Source organism: Cedecea davisae (genome assembly GCF_044095835.1).
GTDB classification, from domain to species: Bacteria; Pseudomonadota; Gammaproteobacteria; order Enterobacterales; family Enterobacteriaceae; genus Cedecea; species Cedecea davisae.
The window spans coordinates 3223504-3241913 of the sequence record NZ_CP172054.1; the positions used below are offsets into that span (position 1 = coordinate 3223504).

Annotated in this window: 17 protein-coding genes; 13 read left to right on the forward strand and 4 right to left on the reverse strand. The window is 54.1% G+C overall.

Annotated elements, in window-relative coordinates; genetic code table 11:
* The first annotated feature begins 142 nt into the window (after nucleotides 1–142).
* Nucleotides 143–1333 (forward strand): 23S rRNA (cytosine(1962)-C(5))-methyltransferase RlmI, encoded by a 1191-nt coding sequence (gene rlmI, locus ACG1VR_RS15450; RefSeq protein ID WP_016535678.1) that lies wholly within the window; start codon nucleotides 143–145, stop codon nucleotides 1331–1333.
* Nucleotides 1334–1394: 61 nt separating this feature from the next.
* The gene (gene hspQ / locus ACG1VR_RS15455) at nucleotides 1395–1712 is read left to right on the forward strand and encodes a heat shock protein HspQ (protein WP_016535677.1); all 318 of its coding nucleotides are present in this window, start codon (nucleotides 1395–1397) and stop codon (nucleotides 1710–1712) included.
* A gap of 29 nt (nucleotides 1713–1741) precedes the next feature.
* Here hspQ and ACG1VR_RS15460 read toward each other — a convergent pair whose 3' ends face one another.
* A complete protein-coding gene (locus tag ACG1VR_RS15460; protein WP_016535676.1) occupies nucleotides 1742–2155 on the reverse strand; it encodes a CoA-binding protein in 414 nt (137 codons plus the stop codon).
* A gap of 169 nt (nucleotides 2156–2324) precedes the next feature.
* Between ACG1VR_RS15460 and ACG1VR_RS15465 the strand changes: the two genes are divergently transcribed.
* Both ACG1VR_RS15465 and mgsA read left to right on the forward strand, forming a co-directional pair.
* A complete protein-coding gene (locus ACG1VR_RS15465; RefSeq protein ID WP_016535674.1) occupies nucleotides 2325–2981 on the forward strand; it encodes a DUF2057 family protein in 657 nt (218 codons plus the stop codon).
* A gap of 102 nt (nucleotides 2982–3083) precedes the next feature.
* Complete coding sequence (gene mgsA / locus ACG1VR_RS15470; RefSeq protein ID WP_016535673.1) at nucleotides 3084–3542, forward strand: methylglyoxal synthase; 459 nt, start codon at nucleotides 3084–3086, stop codon at nucleotides 3540–3542.
* On the opposite strand, the gene helD is transcribed toward mgsA, so the two are convergent.
* Nucleotides 3543–5597: a DNA helicase IV gene (gene helD / locus ACG1VR_RS15475; protein WP_172567917.1), complete on the reverse strand. Its 2055-nt coding sequence runs from the start codon at nucleotides 5595–5597 to the stop codon at nucleotides 3543–3545. It lies immediately after the preceding gene.
* A 129-nt stretch (nucleotides 5598–5726) separates the two neighbouring features.
* On the opposite strand from helD, the gene ACG1VR_RS15480 reads away from it, so the two are divergent.
* Both ACG1VR_RS15480 and yccS read left to right on the forward strand, forming a co-directional pair.
* Nucleotides 5727–6173, forward strand: a complete 447-nt coding sequence (locus ACG1VR_RS15480; RefSeq protein WP_016535671.1) for a YccF domain-containing protein — start codon at nucleotides 5727–5729, stop codon at nucleotides 6171–6173.
* Between the two features lie 9 nt (nucleotides 6174–6182).
* Complete coding sequence (gene yccS, locus ACG1VR_RS15485; protein ID WP_016535670.1) at nucleotides 6183–8324, forward strand: YccS family putative transporter; 2142 nt, start codon at nucleotides 6183–6185, stop codon at nucleotides 8322–8324.
* Here the strand turns inward: yccS and ACG1VR_RS15490 are convergent.
* Complete coding sequence (locus tag ACG1VR_RS15490; RefSeq protein WP_016535669.1) at nucleotides 8309–8938, reverse strand: TfoX/Sxy family DNA transformation protein; 630 nt, start codon at nucleotides 8936–8938, stop codon at nucleotides 8309–8311. The genes yccS and ACG1VR_RS15490 overlap by 16 nt on opposite strands.
* Nucleotides 8939–9155: 217 nt before the next feature.
* Between ACG1VR_RS15490 and sulA the strand changes: the two genes are divergently transcribed.
* A complete protein-coding gene (gene sulA / locus ACG1VR_RS15495) occupies nucleotides 9156–9665 on the forward strand; it encodes an SOS-induced cell division inhibitor SulA (protein WP_039898053.1) in 510 nt (169 codons plus the stop codon).
* 357 nt (nucleotides 9666–10022) lie between these two features.
* Nucleotides 10023–11078 carry a porin OmpA gene (gene ompA, locus ACG1VR_RS15500; protein ID WP_039898052.1) on the forward strand — a complete coding sequence of 352 codons (1056 nt, stop codon included), beginning with the start codon at nucleotides 10023–10025 and terminating at the stop codon, nucleotides 11076–11078.
* A 90-nt stretch (nucleotides 11079–11168) separates the two neighbouring features.
* On the opposite strand, the gene matP is transcribed toward ompA, so the two are convergent.
* Complete coding sequence (gene matP / locus ACG1VR_RS15505) at nucleotides 11169–11621, reverse strand: macrodomain Ter protein MatP (RefSeq protein WP_016535666.1); 453 nt, start codon at nucleotides 11619–11621, stop codon at nucleotides 11169–11171.
* 176 nt (nucleotides 11622–11797) lie between these two features.
* Between matP and ACG1VR_RS15510 the strand changes: the two genes are divergently transcribed.
* The 5 genes from ACG1VR_RS15510 to ACG1VR_RS15530 all read left to right on the forward strand — a co-directional run bounded on the left by ACG1VR_RS15510 (nucleotide 11798) and on the right by ACG1VR_RS15530 (nucleotide 18380).
* On the forward strand, nucleotides 11798–13552 hold the full coding sequence (locus ACG1VR_RS15510; protein ID WP_395489256.1) for an AAA family ATPase: 1755 nt from the start codon (nucleotides 11798–11800) through the stop codon (nucleotides 13550–13552).
* 68 nt (nucleotides 13553–13620) lie between these two features.
* Nucleotides 13621–14139 (forward strand): bifunctional 3-hydroxydecanoyl-ACP dehydratase/trans-2-decenoyl-ACP isomerase, encoded by a 519-nt coding sequence (gene fabA, locus ACG1VR_RS15515; RefSeq protein ID WP_016535664.1) that lies wholly within the window; start codon nucleotides 13621–13623, stop codon nucleotides 14137–14139.
* Between the two features lie 232 nt (nucleotides 14140–14371).
* Nucleotides 14372–15460 carry an ABC transporter substrate-binding protein gene (locus ACG1VR_RS15520; protein ID WP_395489257.1) on the forward strand — a complete coding sequence of 363 codons (1089 nt, stop codon included), beginning with the start codon at nucleotides 14372–14374 and terminating at the stop codon, nucleotides 15458–15460.
* Nucleotides 15461–15547: 87 nt separating this feature from the next.
* Nucleotides 15548–17317, forward strand: a complete 1770-nt coding sequence (locus ACG1VR_RS15525) for an ABC transporter permease (protein ID WP_395489258.1) — start codon at nucleotides 15548–15550, stop codon at nucleotides 17315–17317.
* Entirely contained in the window at nucleotides 17310–18380 is a 1071-nt protein-coding gene (locus tag ACG1VR_RS15530; RefSeq protein WP_395489259.1) for an ABC transporter ATP-binding protein, read from the forward strand. Before ACG1VR_RS15525 ends, ACG1VR_RS15530 begins: the two co-directional genes overlap by 8 nt.
* Nucleotides 18381–18410: the final 30 nt, after the last annotated feature.

The following is an 18410-nucleotide window of genomic DNA, read 5'->3' on the forward strand; positions in this document are numbered from 1 at the left end:
ACCGAAATTAAGCATATATATTCAATTATAATTACAGGATATTCTGTTGCAGCCCGGCAGCACTTTTCGCGTTATTCCATTGCAATTACCCGCCCTAAACCTGAAAATGGCGCCCATTTCTTAGCAAAGCAGCAAAAAAATTATGAGCGTACGTTTAGTGTTAGCCAAAGGGCGCGAGAAATCGTTATTGCGCCGTCATCCATGGGTTTTCTCCGGTGCGGTTGCGCGCCTTGAAGGCAAGGCCAATCTCGGCGAAACGGTTGATGTAGTAGACAGCCAGGGGAAATGGCTGGCTCGCGCTGCGTTTTCACCCGAGTCGCAAATTCGCGCCCGCGTCTGGACCTTTAACCAGGATGAGAGCATCGACATCGCCTTCTTCACCCGTCGCCTGCAGCAGGCGCAGCAGTGGCGTGACTGGCTGGCTAAACGTGACGGTCTGGACAGCTACCGCCTGATTGCCGGTGAGTCCGACGGCCTGCCGGGCGTGACTATCGACCGTTTTGGCAATTTCCTGGTGCTGCAATTGCTGTCGGCTGGTGCCGAATATCAGCGCCCGGCGCTGGTTGCAGCCCTGCAAACCCTGTACCCGGAATGCTCTATTTATGACCGCTCCGACGTTGCGGTGCGCAAAAAAGAAGGGATGGAGCTAACTCAGGGTCCGGTAAGCGGCGAGCTGCCTCCTGCCCTGCTGCCGATTGAAGAGCACGGCATGAAGCTGCTGGTTGATATTCAGGCCGGGCACAAGACCGGCTACTATCTTGACCAGCGCGATAGCCGCTTCGCTACCCGCCGCTACGTAGAAGACAAGCGCGTGCTGAACTGCTTCTCTTATACCGGTGGTTTTGCCGTTTCTGCCCTGATGGGCAACTGCCGCCAGGTGATAAGCGTAGACACCTCTCAGGACGCGCTGGATATTGCGAAGCAGAACGTTGAGCTGAACAAGCTCGACCTCAGCAAAGCCGAATTCCTGCGCGATGACGTATTCAAGCTGCTGCGTAAATACCGTGACCAGGGCGAGAAATTCGACGTCATCGTGATGGATCCGCCAAAGTTCGTTGAGAACAAAAACCAGCTGTCGGGCGCCTGCCGTGGGTATAAAGACATCAACATGCTGGCAATCCAGCTGCTCAACCCGGGCGGCATCCTGATGACCTTCTCCTGCTCCGGCCTGATGACCACGGATTTATTCCAGAAAATCATCGCCGACGCCGCCGTAGATGCCGGGCGTGATGTACAATTTATAGAGCAGTTCCGTCAGGCCGCCGATCACCCGGTGATCGCAACCTACCCGGAAGGGCTGTATCTGAAGGGGTTTGCCTGTCGAGTCATGTAGCTTGAAAAGCGGAAGGTTGCCCGCATATTAGTATGCAGAGTAATGTTCCCGGGAGGTGACTATGATTGCCAGCAAATACGGTATTGGTCAGCAGGTTCGCCATTCTTTGCTGGGCTATTTGGGCGTGGTGGTCGACATCGACCCCGAGTATTCGCTCGATGAGCCTCAGGAAGATGAGCTGGCCGACAATAGCGCACTTCGCGCCGCTCCCTGGTACCACGTTGTGATGGAAGATGATGATGGCCAGGCGATTCATACCTATCTCGCCGAAGCTCAGCTCAGTTCTGAAGACGACGACGAGCACCCCGAGCAGCCTTCAATGGACGAACTGGCCGCCTCGATACGCCAACAGCTCCAGGCTCCGCGCCTGCGTAACTGACAAAAAACCCCGCTCTTGCGGGGTTTTTCTTATTTAGCCAGCCCGAGCCTCGGTATCTCAATTGCCGGACACTTGTCCATCACCACGTTTAATCCAGCATTCTGCGCCAGCACCGCGGCCTGTTCATTGATGACGCCAAGCTGCATCCACAGCGTCTTAGCCCCGATAGCTATTGCTTCCTGAGCAACGCCCCACGCGGCTTCTGAATTACGGAAAACATCAACCATATCGATTTTTTTCGGGATATCGGCGAGCGTCGCGTAGCCCTGCTGCCCCAGTAATGTTTTACCGGCCACTTTTGGCGACACTGGGATCACTTCGTAACCTTGCTTTAACAGATAGTCCATCACCCGATAGCTCGGGCGGTCGGGCTTGTCGCTGGCACCCACCAGCGCAATGGTGCGGGTCGTTTTCAGGATTGTTTCGATTTCGTTTGGTTTCATAGCGCCCCCGTTGGATGTTGTCTGAAGTGTATGCCAATCCACTCCCCCCGGCCATGTTTCTGCCGCGAGCAAAGAGCGCAATTTCTGAAAATATGTCTATATGTTAATAGATGGAGTTTGAGTAAAGATTTGAAACATCCGCCCAGCATGCTCAACCAGGGAGAGTGAAATGAGAGCCGGCTTATCTTTAGTAGCGTTGATTCTGATGATGCCAGCGTTGGCCTGGGGAACGACTCTGCGTCTGTCAGGCGAGATAGATTTGCTGGTACTCGACGGTAAAAGGGTTTCCAGCTCGCTGCTGAAAGGCGCTGACAGTATAGAAATAGATAATGGCCCGCACCAGCTGGTGCTGCGGGTTGAAAAAAACTTTAGCGCTGGCCCGCCCGGTCGATATACCTGGATTTCACCGCCGCTGGTGCTGAGTTTTGATAGCAAAGAGATAGACCAGGTAAACATAGTGCTGCCGCATATTGATACCCGCAAAGAGGGGGAACGGTTTGCGGCAATGCCCCAGATAAAGCTGGTCGATGGCCTCTCAAAACCTATCGCCGCCAGGCTGGATAAGCTTGAAATCCATCCCGATCCTCGCGGAACGGATTACGAAGAAGAAACCCAGCGCTACAACAAAGCGGGGAAAAAGGCTTCAATACCGGCTTTTGCCGATCTTGCGATGGAGAATAAAACGCAGGATCTGGCAGCAAACGGGCTGGATCGCGTACCGTCAGAAACCCTTACCGAACAGCGCCTGAAATATTGGTTTAACCAGGCGGACAAATCCACGCGCGCAAAATTCTTACGCTGGGCGAGAGAAAGCCCTGCGCCGTAGGACGCCGCTCACAAAGCATCATGCTTTTTTATCCCCTTCTCTTGCAGCGCCGGGCGCTTCCAGTAAGCTGTCTGCAGTTAAAAAACAGCCCAGGAAAAAACAATGGAATTAACAACCCGCACCCTCGGGGTAAAGAAACATATCGCGCTGGTGGCTCACGACCACTGTAAAGATGCGCTCCTGAAGTGGGTACAGCGCCACAAAGCAACGCTCGCAAGGCATACGCTGTACGCAACCGGAACCACGGGTAATCTTATTCAGAGGGCCACCGGTCTTGACGTCCATGCGATGCTTAGCGGCCCAATGGGCGGCGACCAGCAGGTAGGCGCCCTGATTTCAGAAGGTAAAATTGACGTCCTGATTTTCTTCTGGGACCCGCTTAACGCCGTGCCGCACGACCCGGATGTTAAAGCGCTGCTGCGCCTGGCGACGGTGTGGAACATTCCGGTCGCCACTAACCTCTCCACGGCTGATTTTATTATCCAGTCGCCGGGCTTTAACGAAAGCGTTGATATTCTTATCCCTGACTACCAGCGCTATCTCAGCGAGCGCCTGAAATAATCAGGGCCGACTGGCAGACGGCACGCCAAGGTGCTTCAGTATCTCAACAAACGAAGAAGGTTCCTGTTTGTTGAACATCAGCCAAACCCGGTGCCGGGCACGAGTCAGCGCGACATAAAGCAAACGGCGCTCCTCGGCGTCCGGGAAGTCCTCCGGCTGCGGCAGAAGCGCCTGCTCCATGATTGACTCGCGAGCCGGAGCCGGGAAACCATCTTTCCCGTCCTGCAGGCCCAGAATAATCACATAATCCGCCTGCTGGCCTTTACTGGCGTGAATAGTCATAAAATCGATATTCAGTTTCGGCCAGCGGGTAGCGGCTTTCTCCAGGCTAGCCGGGCGCAGATGGTGATAGCGCGCCAGTACCAGAATGCGCTGCTCCGGGAGGGCGTAACCGCTGAGCTTGTCTAACAAATCCTCAAGCCTGTCGTCCGCCAGCAGCATCACGGCTTTTTTATCCCCTTTTGAGAGGCTGTTCAGCGGCTTGCGTAGCTGATGCGGGTTTTGCTGTACAAAGCCGTTGGCAATTTCCCCGATGCGGTCATTGAAACGATACGTCGTATCCAGCGCGCAGCTGTCACCCTCGCCAAAATGGTGGCTGAAGGCGGTAGTCAGCGCCATTTCCGCGCCGCTAAAGCGATAAATCGCCTGCCAGTCGTCGCCCACGGCATAGAGCGAGGTGTGGGAATTTTGACGACGCAGAGCGGCTAACAACGCCGCTCGCTGCGGGGAGATATCCTGAAATTCATCCACCAGAATATGCTTCCACGGGCTGATAAACCGCCCCTTCTCGAGCACATTTATCGCCTGATGAATCAGCCCGGAGAAATCAACAGCTTCCTCTGCCTTGAGCGCGCTCTTCCAGCTTTTCAGCAGCGGAGCCATCAGCTTGACGCGTTTAGTAAACAGCTCCCGCACCTCTTCGGGTGCGCTGGCAATCATTTCTGCCTGCGACCCGCCGTGCATGCGCATCAGGCCAAGCCAGCGATCCAGGCGACCCGCAAGCCGTTTTGCCAGGCGCGCGTCCAGCCAGTATTCGCCTTCGGGGACATCCCATTCCAGCTCTTCACTCAGCCACTGACGCCAGCCCTTTGCCATTGCTTTTTTCTCGCGGCACTGCTGCCGCCAGCTCTCAATCAGCAACTGGTGGCGAGCGGCGGTATCACTTTCCAGTTCGCTAACTCGCGGCGCTTTTTTGCTGCCCTGCTGAATAATATGCAGCGCCAGGGAATGGAACGTCCTGGCTGAGATGGCCTCGGTATTCAGGCGGCTGGAGATGCGTTCATCCATTTCCTGAGCGGCCTGGCGGCCAAACGCCAGCAGCAAAATTTGATCTTCCGTGGCTTCGCCGCGCTGCAATAGCCAGCCCGCACGAGCCACCAGCACAGAGGTTTTACCGCTCCCTGCTCCCGCCAAAACCAGCAACGCATCTTCACCGTTGACTACCGCTCTTGCCTGAGATGGGTTCAATGCCGAGCTTTCCACCTGTTCGAAGAATGAGGCATATTTTTCCAGCATGCGCTCGGTATAGGCGGCATTGCGCTGGTGACGCCGCTCTTCGCCCTGCTCAAGCCAGGCCTTGCATATTGCCCAGGCTTCGCGGCAGTTTTCAAATTCAGTCAGGCGGCTTTGCGGCAAAGGCAGAGCCGCTATCGCTCCCCGCAGATTTTGCTGTAACTCGAGCATGTCGCTGCGTTTGAACCATTTTTCCTGGCGAGTTCGCCGGGCAATTTCTTCCCGCTGGGCGGTAAGCACCCCAGCGGCGACTTCGCTCATCTCTTCGCTCCAGCTAAGCCACAGCGTATTGAGATGATGGAAAAATTTTTGCGTCTCCGCCCACTCTGTTCCGTGCAGGCGAACGACTTTGTCATCCGGGAGCACGAACTCCAGTTCTCCCCACACCAGGCCACGCTTGCAGTTGATCGCTATCAACTGGTTGAATGGGATAAGATATTCATGTCGGTCGCCTTTGACCTCAACGCCAGCAGACAGCAGTTTGACCCGATTATACGGATGCTGCGCCAGGTGTTTGCCGAGAGAGGTTGCTTTGAGTTCCATTACATTGCCCAATCCTGGAGATGGTTGTAGCTTAAGTTTAACTGCCGATGGAATGACGCTCCAGAGTAAAAACGCGTTACAATTGTTGTGGTTATCAATTCTGTTACTTTCTGCCAGGGAAGCGTGATTATGCGTACTGTATTAAATGTCCTTAACTTTGTCTTAGGTGGTTTCTTCACTACCCTGTCCTGGCTATTTGCTACGCTGGTTAGCATCGTGCTGATTTTTACCCTGCCGCTGACCCGCTCCTGCTGGGAAATTACCAAACTCTCCTTCTTACCGTACGGCAACGAGGCTATTCACGTTGACGATCTGAACCCACAGTCAAAAAATGCGTTGATGAATACCGGCGGTACGCTGCTGAACGTTCTGTGGTTTATCTTCTTCGGCTGGTGGTTATGCCTTATGCATATCATGGCTGGCGTTACGCAGTGCATCACTATTATCGGTATTCCGGTGGGGATAGCGAACTTCAAGATTGCCGCCATCGCCCTGTGGCCGGTTGGCCGCCGAGTGGTCTCCGTTGAAACCGCACAAGCCGCTCGCGAGGCTAACGCCCGCCGTCGTTTCCAATAAGGAGCGCTTGTGCTGACCCTTAGCCCTCTTGTCCGTCGCTATACCTGGAACAGCGCCTGGCTCTATAACTTACGCATTTTTATTGCGCTTACCGGCACCGTGGCGCTGCCGTGGTGGCTGGGGGAAGTCAAACTGACCATCCCGCTGACGCTGGGCGTAGTCGCCGCGGCGCTGACGGATCTGGACGATCGCCTGAGCGGACGGCTGCGCAATTTACTGATTACTCTGGTGAGTTTTTTTATTGCCTCCGCCTCCGTGGAACTGCTGTTCCCGTGGCCATGGCTGTTTGCCCTGGGGCTCACCATTTCAACCAGCGGCTTTATTTTGCTCGGCGGTCTGGGCCAGCGCTACGCCACGATTGCCTTTGGCGCCCTGCTGATAGCTATCTATACCATGCTCGGAATTTCTTTGTATGAGCACTGGTATCAACAGCCGCTGTTCCTGCTGGCAGGCGCTGTCTGGTATAACCTGCTGACGCTGGCAGGGCATTTAATTTTCCCCATCCGCCCGCTGCAGGATAACCTCGCCCGATGCTACGAAAATCTTGCCAGCTACCTTGAAATTAAAGCCACGCTGTTTGACCCGGATATAGAAGAAGAAAGCCAGGCCCCCATGCTGGAACTGGCAATGGCCAACAGCCAGCTGGTGACCACGCTGAACCAGACCAAAGGTTCGCTACTCACGCGCCTGCGGGGCGATCGCGGGCAAAGAGGAACACGCAGAACGCTGCATTATTATTTTGTTGCCCAGGATATTCATGAGCGCGCCAGCTCCTCGCATATTCAATACCAGGCTCTGCGCGATAAATTCCGCTACAGCGATGTAATGTTTCGCTTCCAGCGGCTGCTAACCATGCAATCTCAGGCCTGCCAGCAGCTTTCTCGCTCTATTCTGCTGCGCGTGCCCTATCAGCACGATCCGCGCTTTGAGCGCGCTTTTAATCACCTCGACTCGGCGCTTGATCGAATTCGGGCGGGGCATGCGTCCGCCTCCGAAATTAAAGCGCTGGGTTTCCTGATTAATAACCTGCGGGCAATAGATGCTCAACTGGCCAATATCGAGTCCGAACAGGCAATAGCCGAGCCGCAGAATGACCCGGATAACCGCCTTGCAGACGACCGGCTGACCGGCTTCGGTGACATCTGGCAGCGCCTGGCTCGTAATCTGACGCCGGAATCCGCCCTGTTCCGCCATGCGGTGCGTATGTCGCTGGTTCTGTGCGTGGGCTACGCGTTTATTCAGATAACCGGCCTTCAGCACGGCTACTGGATCCTGCTCACCAGCCTGTTTGTTTGCCAGCCTAACTACAGCGCTACCCGGCGGCGGCTGGCGTTGCGAATAATCGGAACGTTAATTGGGGTTGCCGTCGGCCTGCCGCTGCTTTGGCTGGTTCCTTCTCTTGAAGGTCAGCTGCTGCTGATAGTGATAACCGGCGTGCTGTTCTTTGCTTTTCGCAATGTGCAATATGCCCACGCCACGATGTTTATCACCCTGCTGGTACTGCTGTGCTTTAACCTGCTGGGCGAAGGTTTTGAGGTGGCGCTGCCGCGTGTTATCGATACGCTGCTCGGCTGCGCAATTGCCTGGGCGGCGGTGAGTTTTGTCTGGCCGGACTGGCGGTTCCGCAGGCTGCCGCTGGTGGTGGAGCGCGCTTTCAACGCCAATTGCCGCTATCTGGATGCCATTCTTGAGCAATACCATCAGGGACGAGATAACCGTGTCGAATACCGCATTGCGCGGCGGGATGCACACAATAAAGATGCGGAACTCGCTTCGGTTGTCTCGAATATGTCATCTGAACCGCGAGTTTCGCCGGAGATGCGTGAAGCGGCTTTCCGGCTGCTGTGCCTTAACCATTCTTTTAACAGCTATATTTCCGCGCTGGGGGCGCACCGCGAAAAACTGAACCACGGTGAAACGCTGCTGCTGCTTGATGACGCCGTTTGCTATGTTGACGACGCACTGCATCATCTGCCGGTCGACGAACTGCGCGTTCAGAGCGCTTTGCAGCAGCTTTCTGCCCGCATCGCGCAGCTTGAGGCCCGCCCGGAAACCAAAGAACCGCTGGTGTTGCAGCAAATTGGGCTACTGATTGCTCTGCTACCTGAGATATCTCGTCTTCAGCAGCAAATCACTCACTGCTCGGAATAACGTTGCTGGCGCTGCTCATAGCGGCGCCACCATTCCGTCAACTCTTCACGAACGGCCAGCGGCAGTACCGCCTCATGCACGCCCTGGATCGCGCCGGCCAGCGCCAGCAGCACTTTAATCCCCACCGGTTTCTTAATCTTGCGCAGCCTGAGCCATGACCGCTTGGCACCAAACACGCGCAGAGTATTAAAATCGCCAATACCCACTTCCCGCAGCATAACTTCTATGTTCATCGAGAGGTTAGGCAGATCCTTCAATCTGTGAGAATTGAACTTACGCTGTACATTTTCCCGCCTCGCACTGCTCAGAGACTGAAAAGAAAGCTGGATAAGCTTGTCATGATTGCTCCAAAGTTCTTCATCAACGCGATAGTAGTTAAGTTCAATCGGTAACCCTCTTTTATAAAACATCAGCGTCGGAGCAGATTTTTGGCTGAAATAGTCAGCACATTGCTCGCAGGCACGAAGATAAAGTTCCCCCTCGGAAACCATAGCAAAGATAATGCCTTCGACTGCCAGACTGTAGCCGCCGAACAGCGGACGAAAGCCAATGTCTCCTAACGGAGAAAGGCATTCTTGAGATTTATGGATCCTGACATACGTGACGTCCTTCATGGTTTGTCCTTATATATCAAACAGTAAATTAATGGCCGTGTTACTCGCCTCCCTAATAACAGAAAATAAGTAACGTTATCTGCTATAGCAACGACAATTTGTTTTACGCCGGATCTGCATAAAGAAATTGCGAGACACTTTCCGAAATTTCGGTTGATCTTTGTCCTGACAGGCATTACTGTATATTCATACAGTAACCCATCAGGCGGGACTCACTATGCACTCACAGAACTTACAAACTCACTTTCGTCATGTTGCAGTAGCCGCGCACTCCCCTGCCCGGCCGTTATCTGATAACAGTACACAGGGGTTAATCAGTGAAATGGTCTACAGTGAAGACTGCCCGTGGGTAACGCAGTTTATTCTGCTACCTTTATTGCAGCAGCTAGGGCAACAATCTCGCTGGCAGTTATGGCTTACCCCGCAGCAAAAGCTCAGCCGTGAATGGCTGCAGGCCGCCGGGCTTCCGCTGGCAAAAGTGATGCAGGCAAGCCAGTTAGATCCGCTCTATACCGTAGAGGCGATGGTAAAGGCGCTGCAAACCGGAAATTACAGCGTAGTGATAGGCTGGTTGCCCGAAGAATTAACAGATGAAGAACATTTGAGACTGACCCTCGCCGCTGAAGCTGGCAACGCAATGGGCTTCATTATGCGTCCAACCAGCAGGGGATCATCCGGTTCCAGACCGCGAAATGGCCTAAAAATTCATTCTAGTTTGTATCATTAAGTAAATTTAGGAGAAATCCTGGTATTTTTTCTCCGTGCCATATAATCCGCTGTCATTACTCAAAATTCCCCGTCATACGGCGGATCCACTGGGTTCTTCCATGGAACCCAGTGTTCAAAAAACAGGCCATTCTGTAATAAAATATGTATGCAAGTCGTTTTTTTTCATATGCCTGACGGACTTCACACTTGTAACTTTTCAACTACGTTGTAGACTTTACCTCGCCAGGGTTGCTCTTCATAACACCGATATATCGGTAGAGTAACAATTGAGCATAAACCCGGGCGAAGGATTTAACCCTGGGCTTTAAATTGGTTTAGAGCTCATGGCCTTTTGGATGATAATGAGGCGCAAAAAATGAAAAAGACAGCTATCGCGATTGCAGTGGCACTGGCTGGCTTCGCTACCGTAGCGCAGGCCGCACCGAAAGATAACACCTGGTATGCAGGTGGCAAACTGGGCTGGTCTCAGTTCCACGATACCGGCTGGTATAACAAGGACCTGCAAAACAACGGCGCAACGCATGAAAGCCAACTGGGCGCTGGTGCCTTCGGTGGTTATCAGGTTAACCCGTACGTTGGTTTTGAAATGGGTTACGACTGGCTTGGCCGTATGCCTTACAAAGGCAGCGAAGTTAGCGGTGCTTTCAAAGCACAGGGCGTACAGCTGACCGCTAAACTGGGTTACCCAATCACTGACGATCTGGACGTTTATACTCGTCTGGGTGGTATGGTTTGGCGTGCAGACTCCAAAAACAGCATCGCTGGTAAAGACCACGACACCGGTGTTTCCCCAGTATTCGCTGGTGGTGTTGAGTGGGCTGTTACCCGTGACATCGCTACCCGTCTGGAATACCAGTGGGTTAACAACATCGGCGACGCACAGACTGTAGGTGTTCGTCCGGACAACGGCATGCTGAGCGTAGGTGTTTCCTACCGTTTCGGTCAGCAGGAAGATGCAGCTCCGGTTGTAGCTCCAGCTCCGGCACCAGCTCCAGAAGTACAGACCAAGCACTTCACTCTGAAGTCTGACGTTCTGTTCAACTTCAACAAAGCTACTCTGAAACCAGAAGGCCAGCAGGCCCTGGATCAGCTGTACACCCAGCTGAGCAACCTGGATCCGAAAGACGGTTCCGTAGTTGTTCTGGGCTACACTGACCGTATCGGTTCTGAGCAGTACAATGCTAAACTGTCTGAAAAACGTGCACAGAGCGTTGTTGATTACCTGATCTCTAAAGGTATCCCGGCAAACAAAATCTCTCCACGTGGCATGGGCAAAGCTAACCCAGTTACTGGCAACACCTGTGACAACGTAGCGCCTAAAGCTAAACTGATCGACTGCCTGGCTCCAGATCGTCGTGTTGAGATCGAAGTTAAAGGTGTTAAAGAAGTTGTAACTCAGCCTGCGGCATAAGTTACCCTTCCTTGACAAAAACCCCGCCATGGCGGGGTTTTTTATTGGTTGTTATTTAGCGAATTTCACGCCACCGCCTTCAGGGGCAAACTACTTTTTGCCCAGCATAGCCTGCAGATCCTGCTTCAACGTCGACATCGTGGTTTCTACTTTCTCTTTACGTTCGGCATCTTCAATCAGCTGAACGATGGTTTCGGAAAGCGTATTACCGCGCCGCTGCGCAAGCCCGGCCAGACGTTGCCAGACCAGGTATTCCAGGTCGATGGATTTTTTACGGGTGTGCTGATGCTCGGCGTTAAAATGCCTCTTACGCCGCGCGCGAATCGTCTGCTTCATGCGGTTATGCAGCGCCGGATTCATATGCTGTTCAATCCAGTTCTGGACCAGAACAGGCACATTTTCCAGCGTCAGAAGCTGCTCCACGGCCTCCTGGGCTGCACTGGCTTCGATGTACCGCGTGATCAACTCTCCTTCGCGATGCTTCTTGACCAGATACTTCCACTTCCAGCCGCTCTCGAGATTTTCCAACTGTTGATATTTCATTGCGATCTCAGTGTGACCGTGTAACTTAGTTCAGAATAACAGTTTTTACGCCATTCGCTGAACTGAAAATCAAAGCTGTGAGGGGGATAAAACTGTGTTGCTGCTTTATCCGTGTGCTACCCGAGCGATTCTTGTATAATCGCGCCTTTGACATCTCATTAAAAAATATAGCGACTTTGACGACTAATCGACTTGACTGGCGTGCCCTGGTGCCTGATACCGAAAGCTATCAGGAAATTTTTGCACAGCCTTATGATACCGACTCTGCCCCTCTCTCCGCCGTTCAGCCCCGTTTAGTTTATGGGATTGAGCAACTCAACCTTTCCGTCTCTTCCTCAGACCTGATGCTAATAAAAGCCCCGGAAGAGCAAGAATATCTGGATCTTATTGCAGCGGCCGTTGAGGAAACGCGCGGTGAAGCCGAAGTGCTTACCGGCGGACATTACCTTATTGAAGGCAGCCGCGTTAGCCTGCGTCCGGCTGAACAAAGCGATGATAACTTCGCCTCCAGCGGAGAAATTATCGCCGCTGACTGGGTTGAGTCTGAGCAGCTTTTCGGCTGCGTGCGTCAATTTGCCGGGGAAGTCACCCTGGAGCCAGGCCTTATCCATCGTGCCAACGGTGGCGTATTAATCCTCTCCCTGCGCAGCGTGCTGGCTCAGCCTCTGCTGTGGCTACGCTTAAAGCAAATGATGATCCAGGGTCGCTTCGACTGGGTCTCGCCGGACGAAACGCGCCCGCTGCCGGTTAAAATCCCTTCGCTGGAGCTTGATTTCAAGCTAATTCTGGTCGGCGAGCGTGACTCGCTGGCGGACTTCCAGGAAATGGAGATGGACCTGGTTTCATCGGCAATCTACAGCGAGTTTGAAGATAACCTGCAAATCGCCTCGGCTGACGAAATGGCGCTGTGGTGCCAGTGGATTTATGCCGTTGCCGACGCTAAATCCTTACCGGCTCCAGCGGCAGATGCCTGGCAGCCTCTGATTCGCGAAGCGGTTCGCTATACCGGCGACCAGGAGATGCTCCCGCTCTGCCCTTCATGGATTTCACGCCAGCTGCGCGAAGTCGCGCCGTTTACCGGGGAAAGCACCTTTACCGCGGAGCAGCTTCAGCAAATGCTCGAGCAACGCGAATGGCGAGAAGGTTTCCTTGCCGAACGCATGCAGGATGAAATCCTGCTCGAGCAAATCCTGATTGAAACCGAAGGCGAGATGATAGGCCAAATCAACGCCCTGTCGGTGATTGAGTTTCCCGGCCACCCTCGCGCGTTTGGCGAGCCGTCCCGCATTAGCTGCGTGGTACACGTGGGCGACGGCGAGTTCACCGACGTTGAGCGTAAAGCCGAGCTTGGCGGTAACATTCATGCCAAAGGCATGATGATCATGCAGGCGTTTCTGATGTCCGAGCTGCAGCTCGATCAGCAGATCCCGTTCTCAGCTTCCATCACCTTCGAGCAGTCCTACAGCGAAGTGGATGGCGATAGCGCCTCGATGGCCGAGCTGTGTGCGCTTATCAGCGCCCTCTCCAATGTGCCGATTTATCAGCACATCGCGATTACCGGATCGGTAGATCAATTTGGTCGCGTGCAGCCGGTGGGCGGGCTGAACGAAAAAATTGAAGGTTTCTTCCGCATCTGCCAGCAGCGTGAATTCAGCGGCCAGCAGGGCGTGATTATTCCTTCGGCCAACGTGCGCCATCTTTCGCTGCATAAAGATGTGCTGGAAGCCGTTGAGCAAAATAAATTTTCCATCTGGGCAATTGACGACATAGCCGATGCATTACCGTTATTGACCAGTCTCCCGTGGGACGGCGAAGGGCAGAATACCCTGATGCGCGCGGTGCAGGAGCGTATTGCTCAGGCGCTGGCACCGGATGTTCGCCATCGTTTCCCCTGGCCGCTACGCTGGCTCAACTGGTTCAACCACAACTGATCGGACTTGTTGAGCGTACACGTGTTAGCTAACCTGCGTGCTTCATTATAAAAAGGCTTACTGTAGACATGGTAGATAAACGCGAATCCTATACGAAAGAAGATCTTCTTGCCTCAGGGCGTGGCGAACTGTTTGGCGCTGAAGGCCCACGGTTACCCGCACCTCCTATGCTGATGATGGACCGCGTGGTCAAGATGACCGAAGACGGCGGTAACTTCGATAAAGGTTACGTTGAAGCAGAATTAGATATCACCCCTGATCTCTGGTTCTTTGCTTGCCACTTTATTGGCGATCCGGTAATGCCTGGCTGTCTGGGCCTGGACGCAATGTGGCAGCTGGTTGGTTTCTACCTGGGCTGGCTCGGCGGCGAAGGCAAAGGCCGTGCGCTGGGCGTGGGCGAGGTCAAACTGGCGGGGCAAATCCTGCCAACGGCAAAAAAAGTCAGCTATCGTATTCATTTTAAGCGCGTTATCAATCGTCGCCTGATTATGGGCATGGCCGATGGCGAAGTACTGGTTGATGGCCGCGTGATTTACACCGCCACCGACATGAAAGTGGGTCTGTTTAAAGACACTACCGCTTTCTAATACGATTTCATTAAGCTTTACCGATAAGGCATCCATTGTTATCAATGGGTGCTTTTTTTGTTTTTGCCGAACGCCAATCCGCGAACTTCCTCCGTGGTTTTTATGGTGTTAATTGCTTAAACAACGTTCGAAATCACAAATCGTAAAGATAAAAAACGCCCCCTCTTGTCTGGCAAAGGTTATACGCTATGTTGATTTTTAGTTTCTCAAATGTAACTAGAGGTTAACAATAATGTCGAATAAGTTACGCATCTCTTTAATCGCTTCTACCGTGCTGCTCTCTACCTCTGCGCTTTCTGCCGTGCCTCAGGGTTACCCGGCCGAATATCAAAAAATCATCGACGCCGCGACCAAAGAAGGCAAAGTGGTGCTCTACTCCACCACCGATACCAAAACCGCCGCACCGCTTATCCAGGGGTTCGAAGCGGCTTACCCGGGCATTAAGGTAGAATATAACGATATGAACAGCACCGAGCTGTACAACCGTTATATCAGCGAGCAGGCGGCGGGCGGTACCAGCGGCGACGTGGTCTGGAGCTCTTCGATGGATACCGCGCTTAAGCTTGCCACCGACTACGCTCAGGAATACAAATCTCCCGAGCAGGGCCAGTTGCCTAAATGGGCGGTGTGGAAAGACAAAGCCTACGGCACGACCTACGAGCCGGTTATCTTTATCTACAACAAACGCCTGATCCCGGCTAATGAAGTGCCGGACAGCCACGCGGCGCTGGCTAAGCTTATCGCCAGCCAGCCGGAAAAGTTCAGCAAAAAAGTCACCACTTACGATATCGAAAAATCTGGCCTCGGTTTTATGCTCTCGGTGCAGGACTATAAGGCCGACCCGAACTACTTCAAGGCCCTGGCAGACGTTGCTAAAGGTGGTCTGGCGGTCCAGTCTTCCACCGGTACGATGATGGAGCGAGTCTCCTCCGGTGAAAACCTTATCGGCTTCAACATCCTCGGCTCCTACGCCGAAGCCCGCGCCAAAACGGACGCCTCGCTGGGTATTGCTTATCCAAAAGACTACACGCTAGTGCTTTCCCGCGTGTCCTTCATCAGCGAACAGGCTAAAAACGGCAACGCCGCCAGGCTGTGGATAGACTATGTGCTGTCTGAGAAAGGGCAGAACATCCTCGCCAACCAGGCGGATATTCCGTCTATCCGCAATGACGTGGAAGGTGACAACGATATTGACGGCTTGACCAAAAAGCTGGGCAACGCGCTGAAACCTATCCCGGTTGATGAAACCCTGCTCGAATACTTGCAGCAGAAAAAACGCCTCGATTACATCAAGCAATGGCGCGAAGCCGCCGCCAAATAACCCCTGCATGAGGCGCTTCTTCGGGAGTGCCTCCTATTACTCCAACGCACTACGTTATTCAGGCTTACTGACCTGAGGGATAGTTACATGGATGCATTTCGCAGAAAGTGGCAGAGCCTGCCGCGCGGCATTGTGGTGCTGATAACTGCGCTGGTTATCTATATTCCGCTGTCGTTTATCGTTATACAAAGCTTCCTCTCAGCGCCGTTTTTCTCGCCGTCAAAAGAGTGGAGTCTTGAGTCCTTTGCTTTCATCTTTACCGACCCTGACTTCTATAAGGCGCTGAAGAGCGGCTTTATTCTGGCATTCGGGCTGGTAGTCATCGCTATTCCGCTGGGTGGGATCCTGGCCTTTTTGATGGTGCGTACCGACCTGCCTGGCAGGCGTATCATTGAGCCGTTGATTCTGGTGCCCATCTTTGTTTCGCCTATGGTTCTCGGCTTTGGCTATGTTGTGGCCGCCGGGCCGGTGGGCTTCTTCTCTCTGTGGGCGCAGTCGCTGATTGGTTTTGTACCGTGGAATATCTACGACATGTCCAGCATCGTGGTGATTGCCGGGCTGACCCACGTTCCGCACGCCTATCTCTATATCTCTTCGGCGCTGCGCAGCGTTGGCTCAGATGTCGAAGAAGCGGCCCGTACCGCCGGAGCCTCCCCTCTTCAGGTGATGACCGCCGTCAGCCTGCCGATGGTGCGCCCGGCGATGCTGTACGCCACGGTGTTGCTGTTCTTCCTCGGCCTGGAAGTGTTTGGCCTGATGCTGGTCCTGGGTGACCCTGAAGGCAACATGGTGCTGGCAACTTATCTCTACCAGCTGACCAATAAACTTGGGACGCCGTCTTATCATCTGATGGCGGCGGTAGCCGTGGTGCTGATTTGCATCACCATCCCGCTGGTAATGCTCCAGCGCCGTCTTATGCGCACCGCCAACCGGTTTGTCACCGTCAAAGGCAAAGCCTCTCAGTCTCGTGCCCTGCCGCTGGGTAAATGGCGCTGGGTTGCCGGAGCGGTTGTCGCCTTCTGGCTGACCGTAACCATCGGCGTGCCGCTAATTGGCGTGGTGCTGCGCGCCTTTATTTCCAACTGGGGCGTCGGCGTTTCGCTGTGGGACGAGCTGTCTCTGAACACCTTCCGCACCATCTGGGAACAGCCGAACCTGCTGCGCGCCATCGTTAACTCAATGGCTATCGGCGTTATCGGCGGCGCGCTGGCGGTAGCGTGTTATCTATTTATCGGCATCGCGATGCACCGCAAGCCGGATAACGTAACCCGCTTCCTCGACTACAGCGTACTGGTGCCGCGCGCCGTACCGGGCCTGCTGGCCGGTCTTGCTTTTCTGTGGGTGTTTTTATTCCTGCCGATGTGGCTCGACAATGCGCTGAAATCCGGCTGGCTTTCCGGCATGCCGTGGTCACAGTGGCTGCGTGACAACCTGATTGTCTGGCTACGTTCGCTGCGCAGCACCATTTTCAGCGTCTGGCTAGCCTATACCGTAGTGTGGATGGCCTACGGGCTGCGGCTTATCTCCTCAACGCTATTACAAGTTGGGCCGGAGCTGGAAGAGGCCGCGCGCAGCACAGGAGCCACGCGCGGGCAAATTACCCGCCACGTCACCATCCCGCTGTCGCGCTACGGCCTGATCGGCTCATGGCTGCTGATGTTCCTGATTTTCGAGCGCGAGTATTCCACCGGCGTATACCTGCTCTCACCGGGCACCGAAACCATCGGTTCCATGCTGGTCTCGCTCTGGGCGGCTGGCGCGATTGATATCGTCGCCGCGCTCTCGTTTATTAATATTCTGCTTGTGGTGTTAGGGCTGGGCATTGCCCTTCGTTTTGGAGTGAAATTACATGATTGAGTTATCGGTCGAGAACCTGCACTTAACCTACGGCGATAATCCGGTGCTGAAAGGCGTTTCTATGGAGCTAAAACGCGGCGAAGTCGTGTCGCTACTTGGCCCTTCGGGAAGCGGTAAAACCACGCTGCTGCGCGCCGTTGCCGGGCTGGAAAAACCGAGCCAGGGCGCTATTGTTATCGGCAAAAATAACGTTTTTGACGGCGCTACTCGCAAAGAGATCCCGGCGGAAGAGCGTAATCTGGGGCTGGTATTTCAGTCCTACGCGCTGTGGCCGCATAAAACGGTGTTTGAGAACGTTGCCTATCCGCTGAAACTGCGCAAAGTGGCGGCGGCGGAAATCAACCAGCGGGTTCAGGCGGTGCTGGACCAGCTGGGCCTGGGTCATCTCGGCAAACGCCACCCTTACCAACTCTCCGGCGGCCAGCAGCAGCGGGTAGCCATCGGGCGGGCATTGGTCTATAACCCCCCTGTTATTCTGCTTGATGAGCCGCTCTCCAACCTTGATGCCAAACTGCGCGAAGAGGCCAGAGTGTTCCTGCGCGAATTGATTATCAAGCTGGGACTGTCGGCGCTGATGGTCACCCACGACCAGAATGAGGCGATGGCGATTTCCGACCGTATCCTGCTGCTGAACAACGGCAAAATAGAGCAGCAGGGTACGCCGCAGGAGATGTACGGCTCGCCAAAAACGCTGTTTACCGCCGAGTTTATGGGCAGTAATAACCGGCTAAACGGCAAAGTGACTGAAGTTCGAGACGGTAAAGCCCGCATCGAAGGCAGCGGCTGGGCTTTGTGGGGGCTGGCAGGTGAAGGCGTCGAAGCCGGGCAGGAAGGCACTGCCGTAATACGAGTCGAGCAGGTGCGTCTGGTGGAACAGCCGGGTGATAACGGCATGACGCTGCCGCTGTTGACCAGCATGTACCTTGGCGACCGCTGGGAGTATCTGTTCCGCACCGCGGGCGATAACTTTGTTGTCCGTGCCTATGGCAACGAGATACGTGAAGCTCGTGAATATGGCTTGTCTCTGCCCGAGCAGCACGTTTGGGTCTTCCCTAAACCCTGATGGTTTACATACCGCTAAAAAGGCGAAACC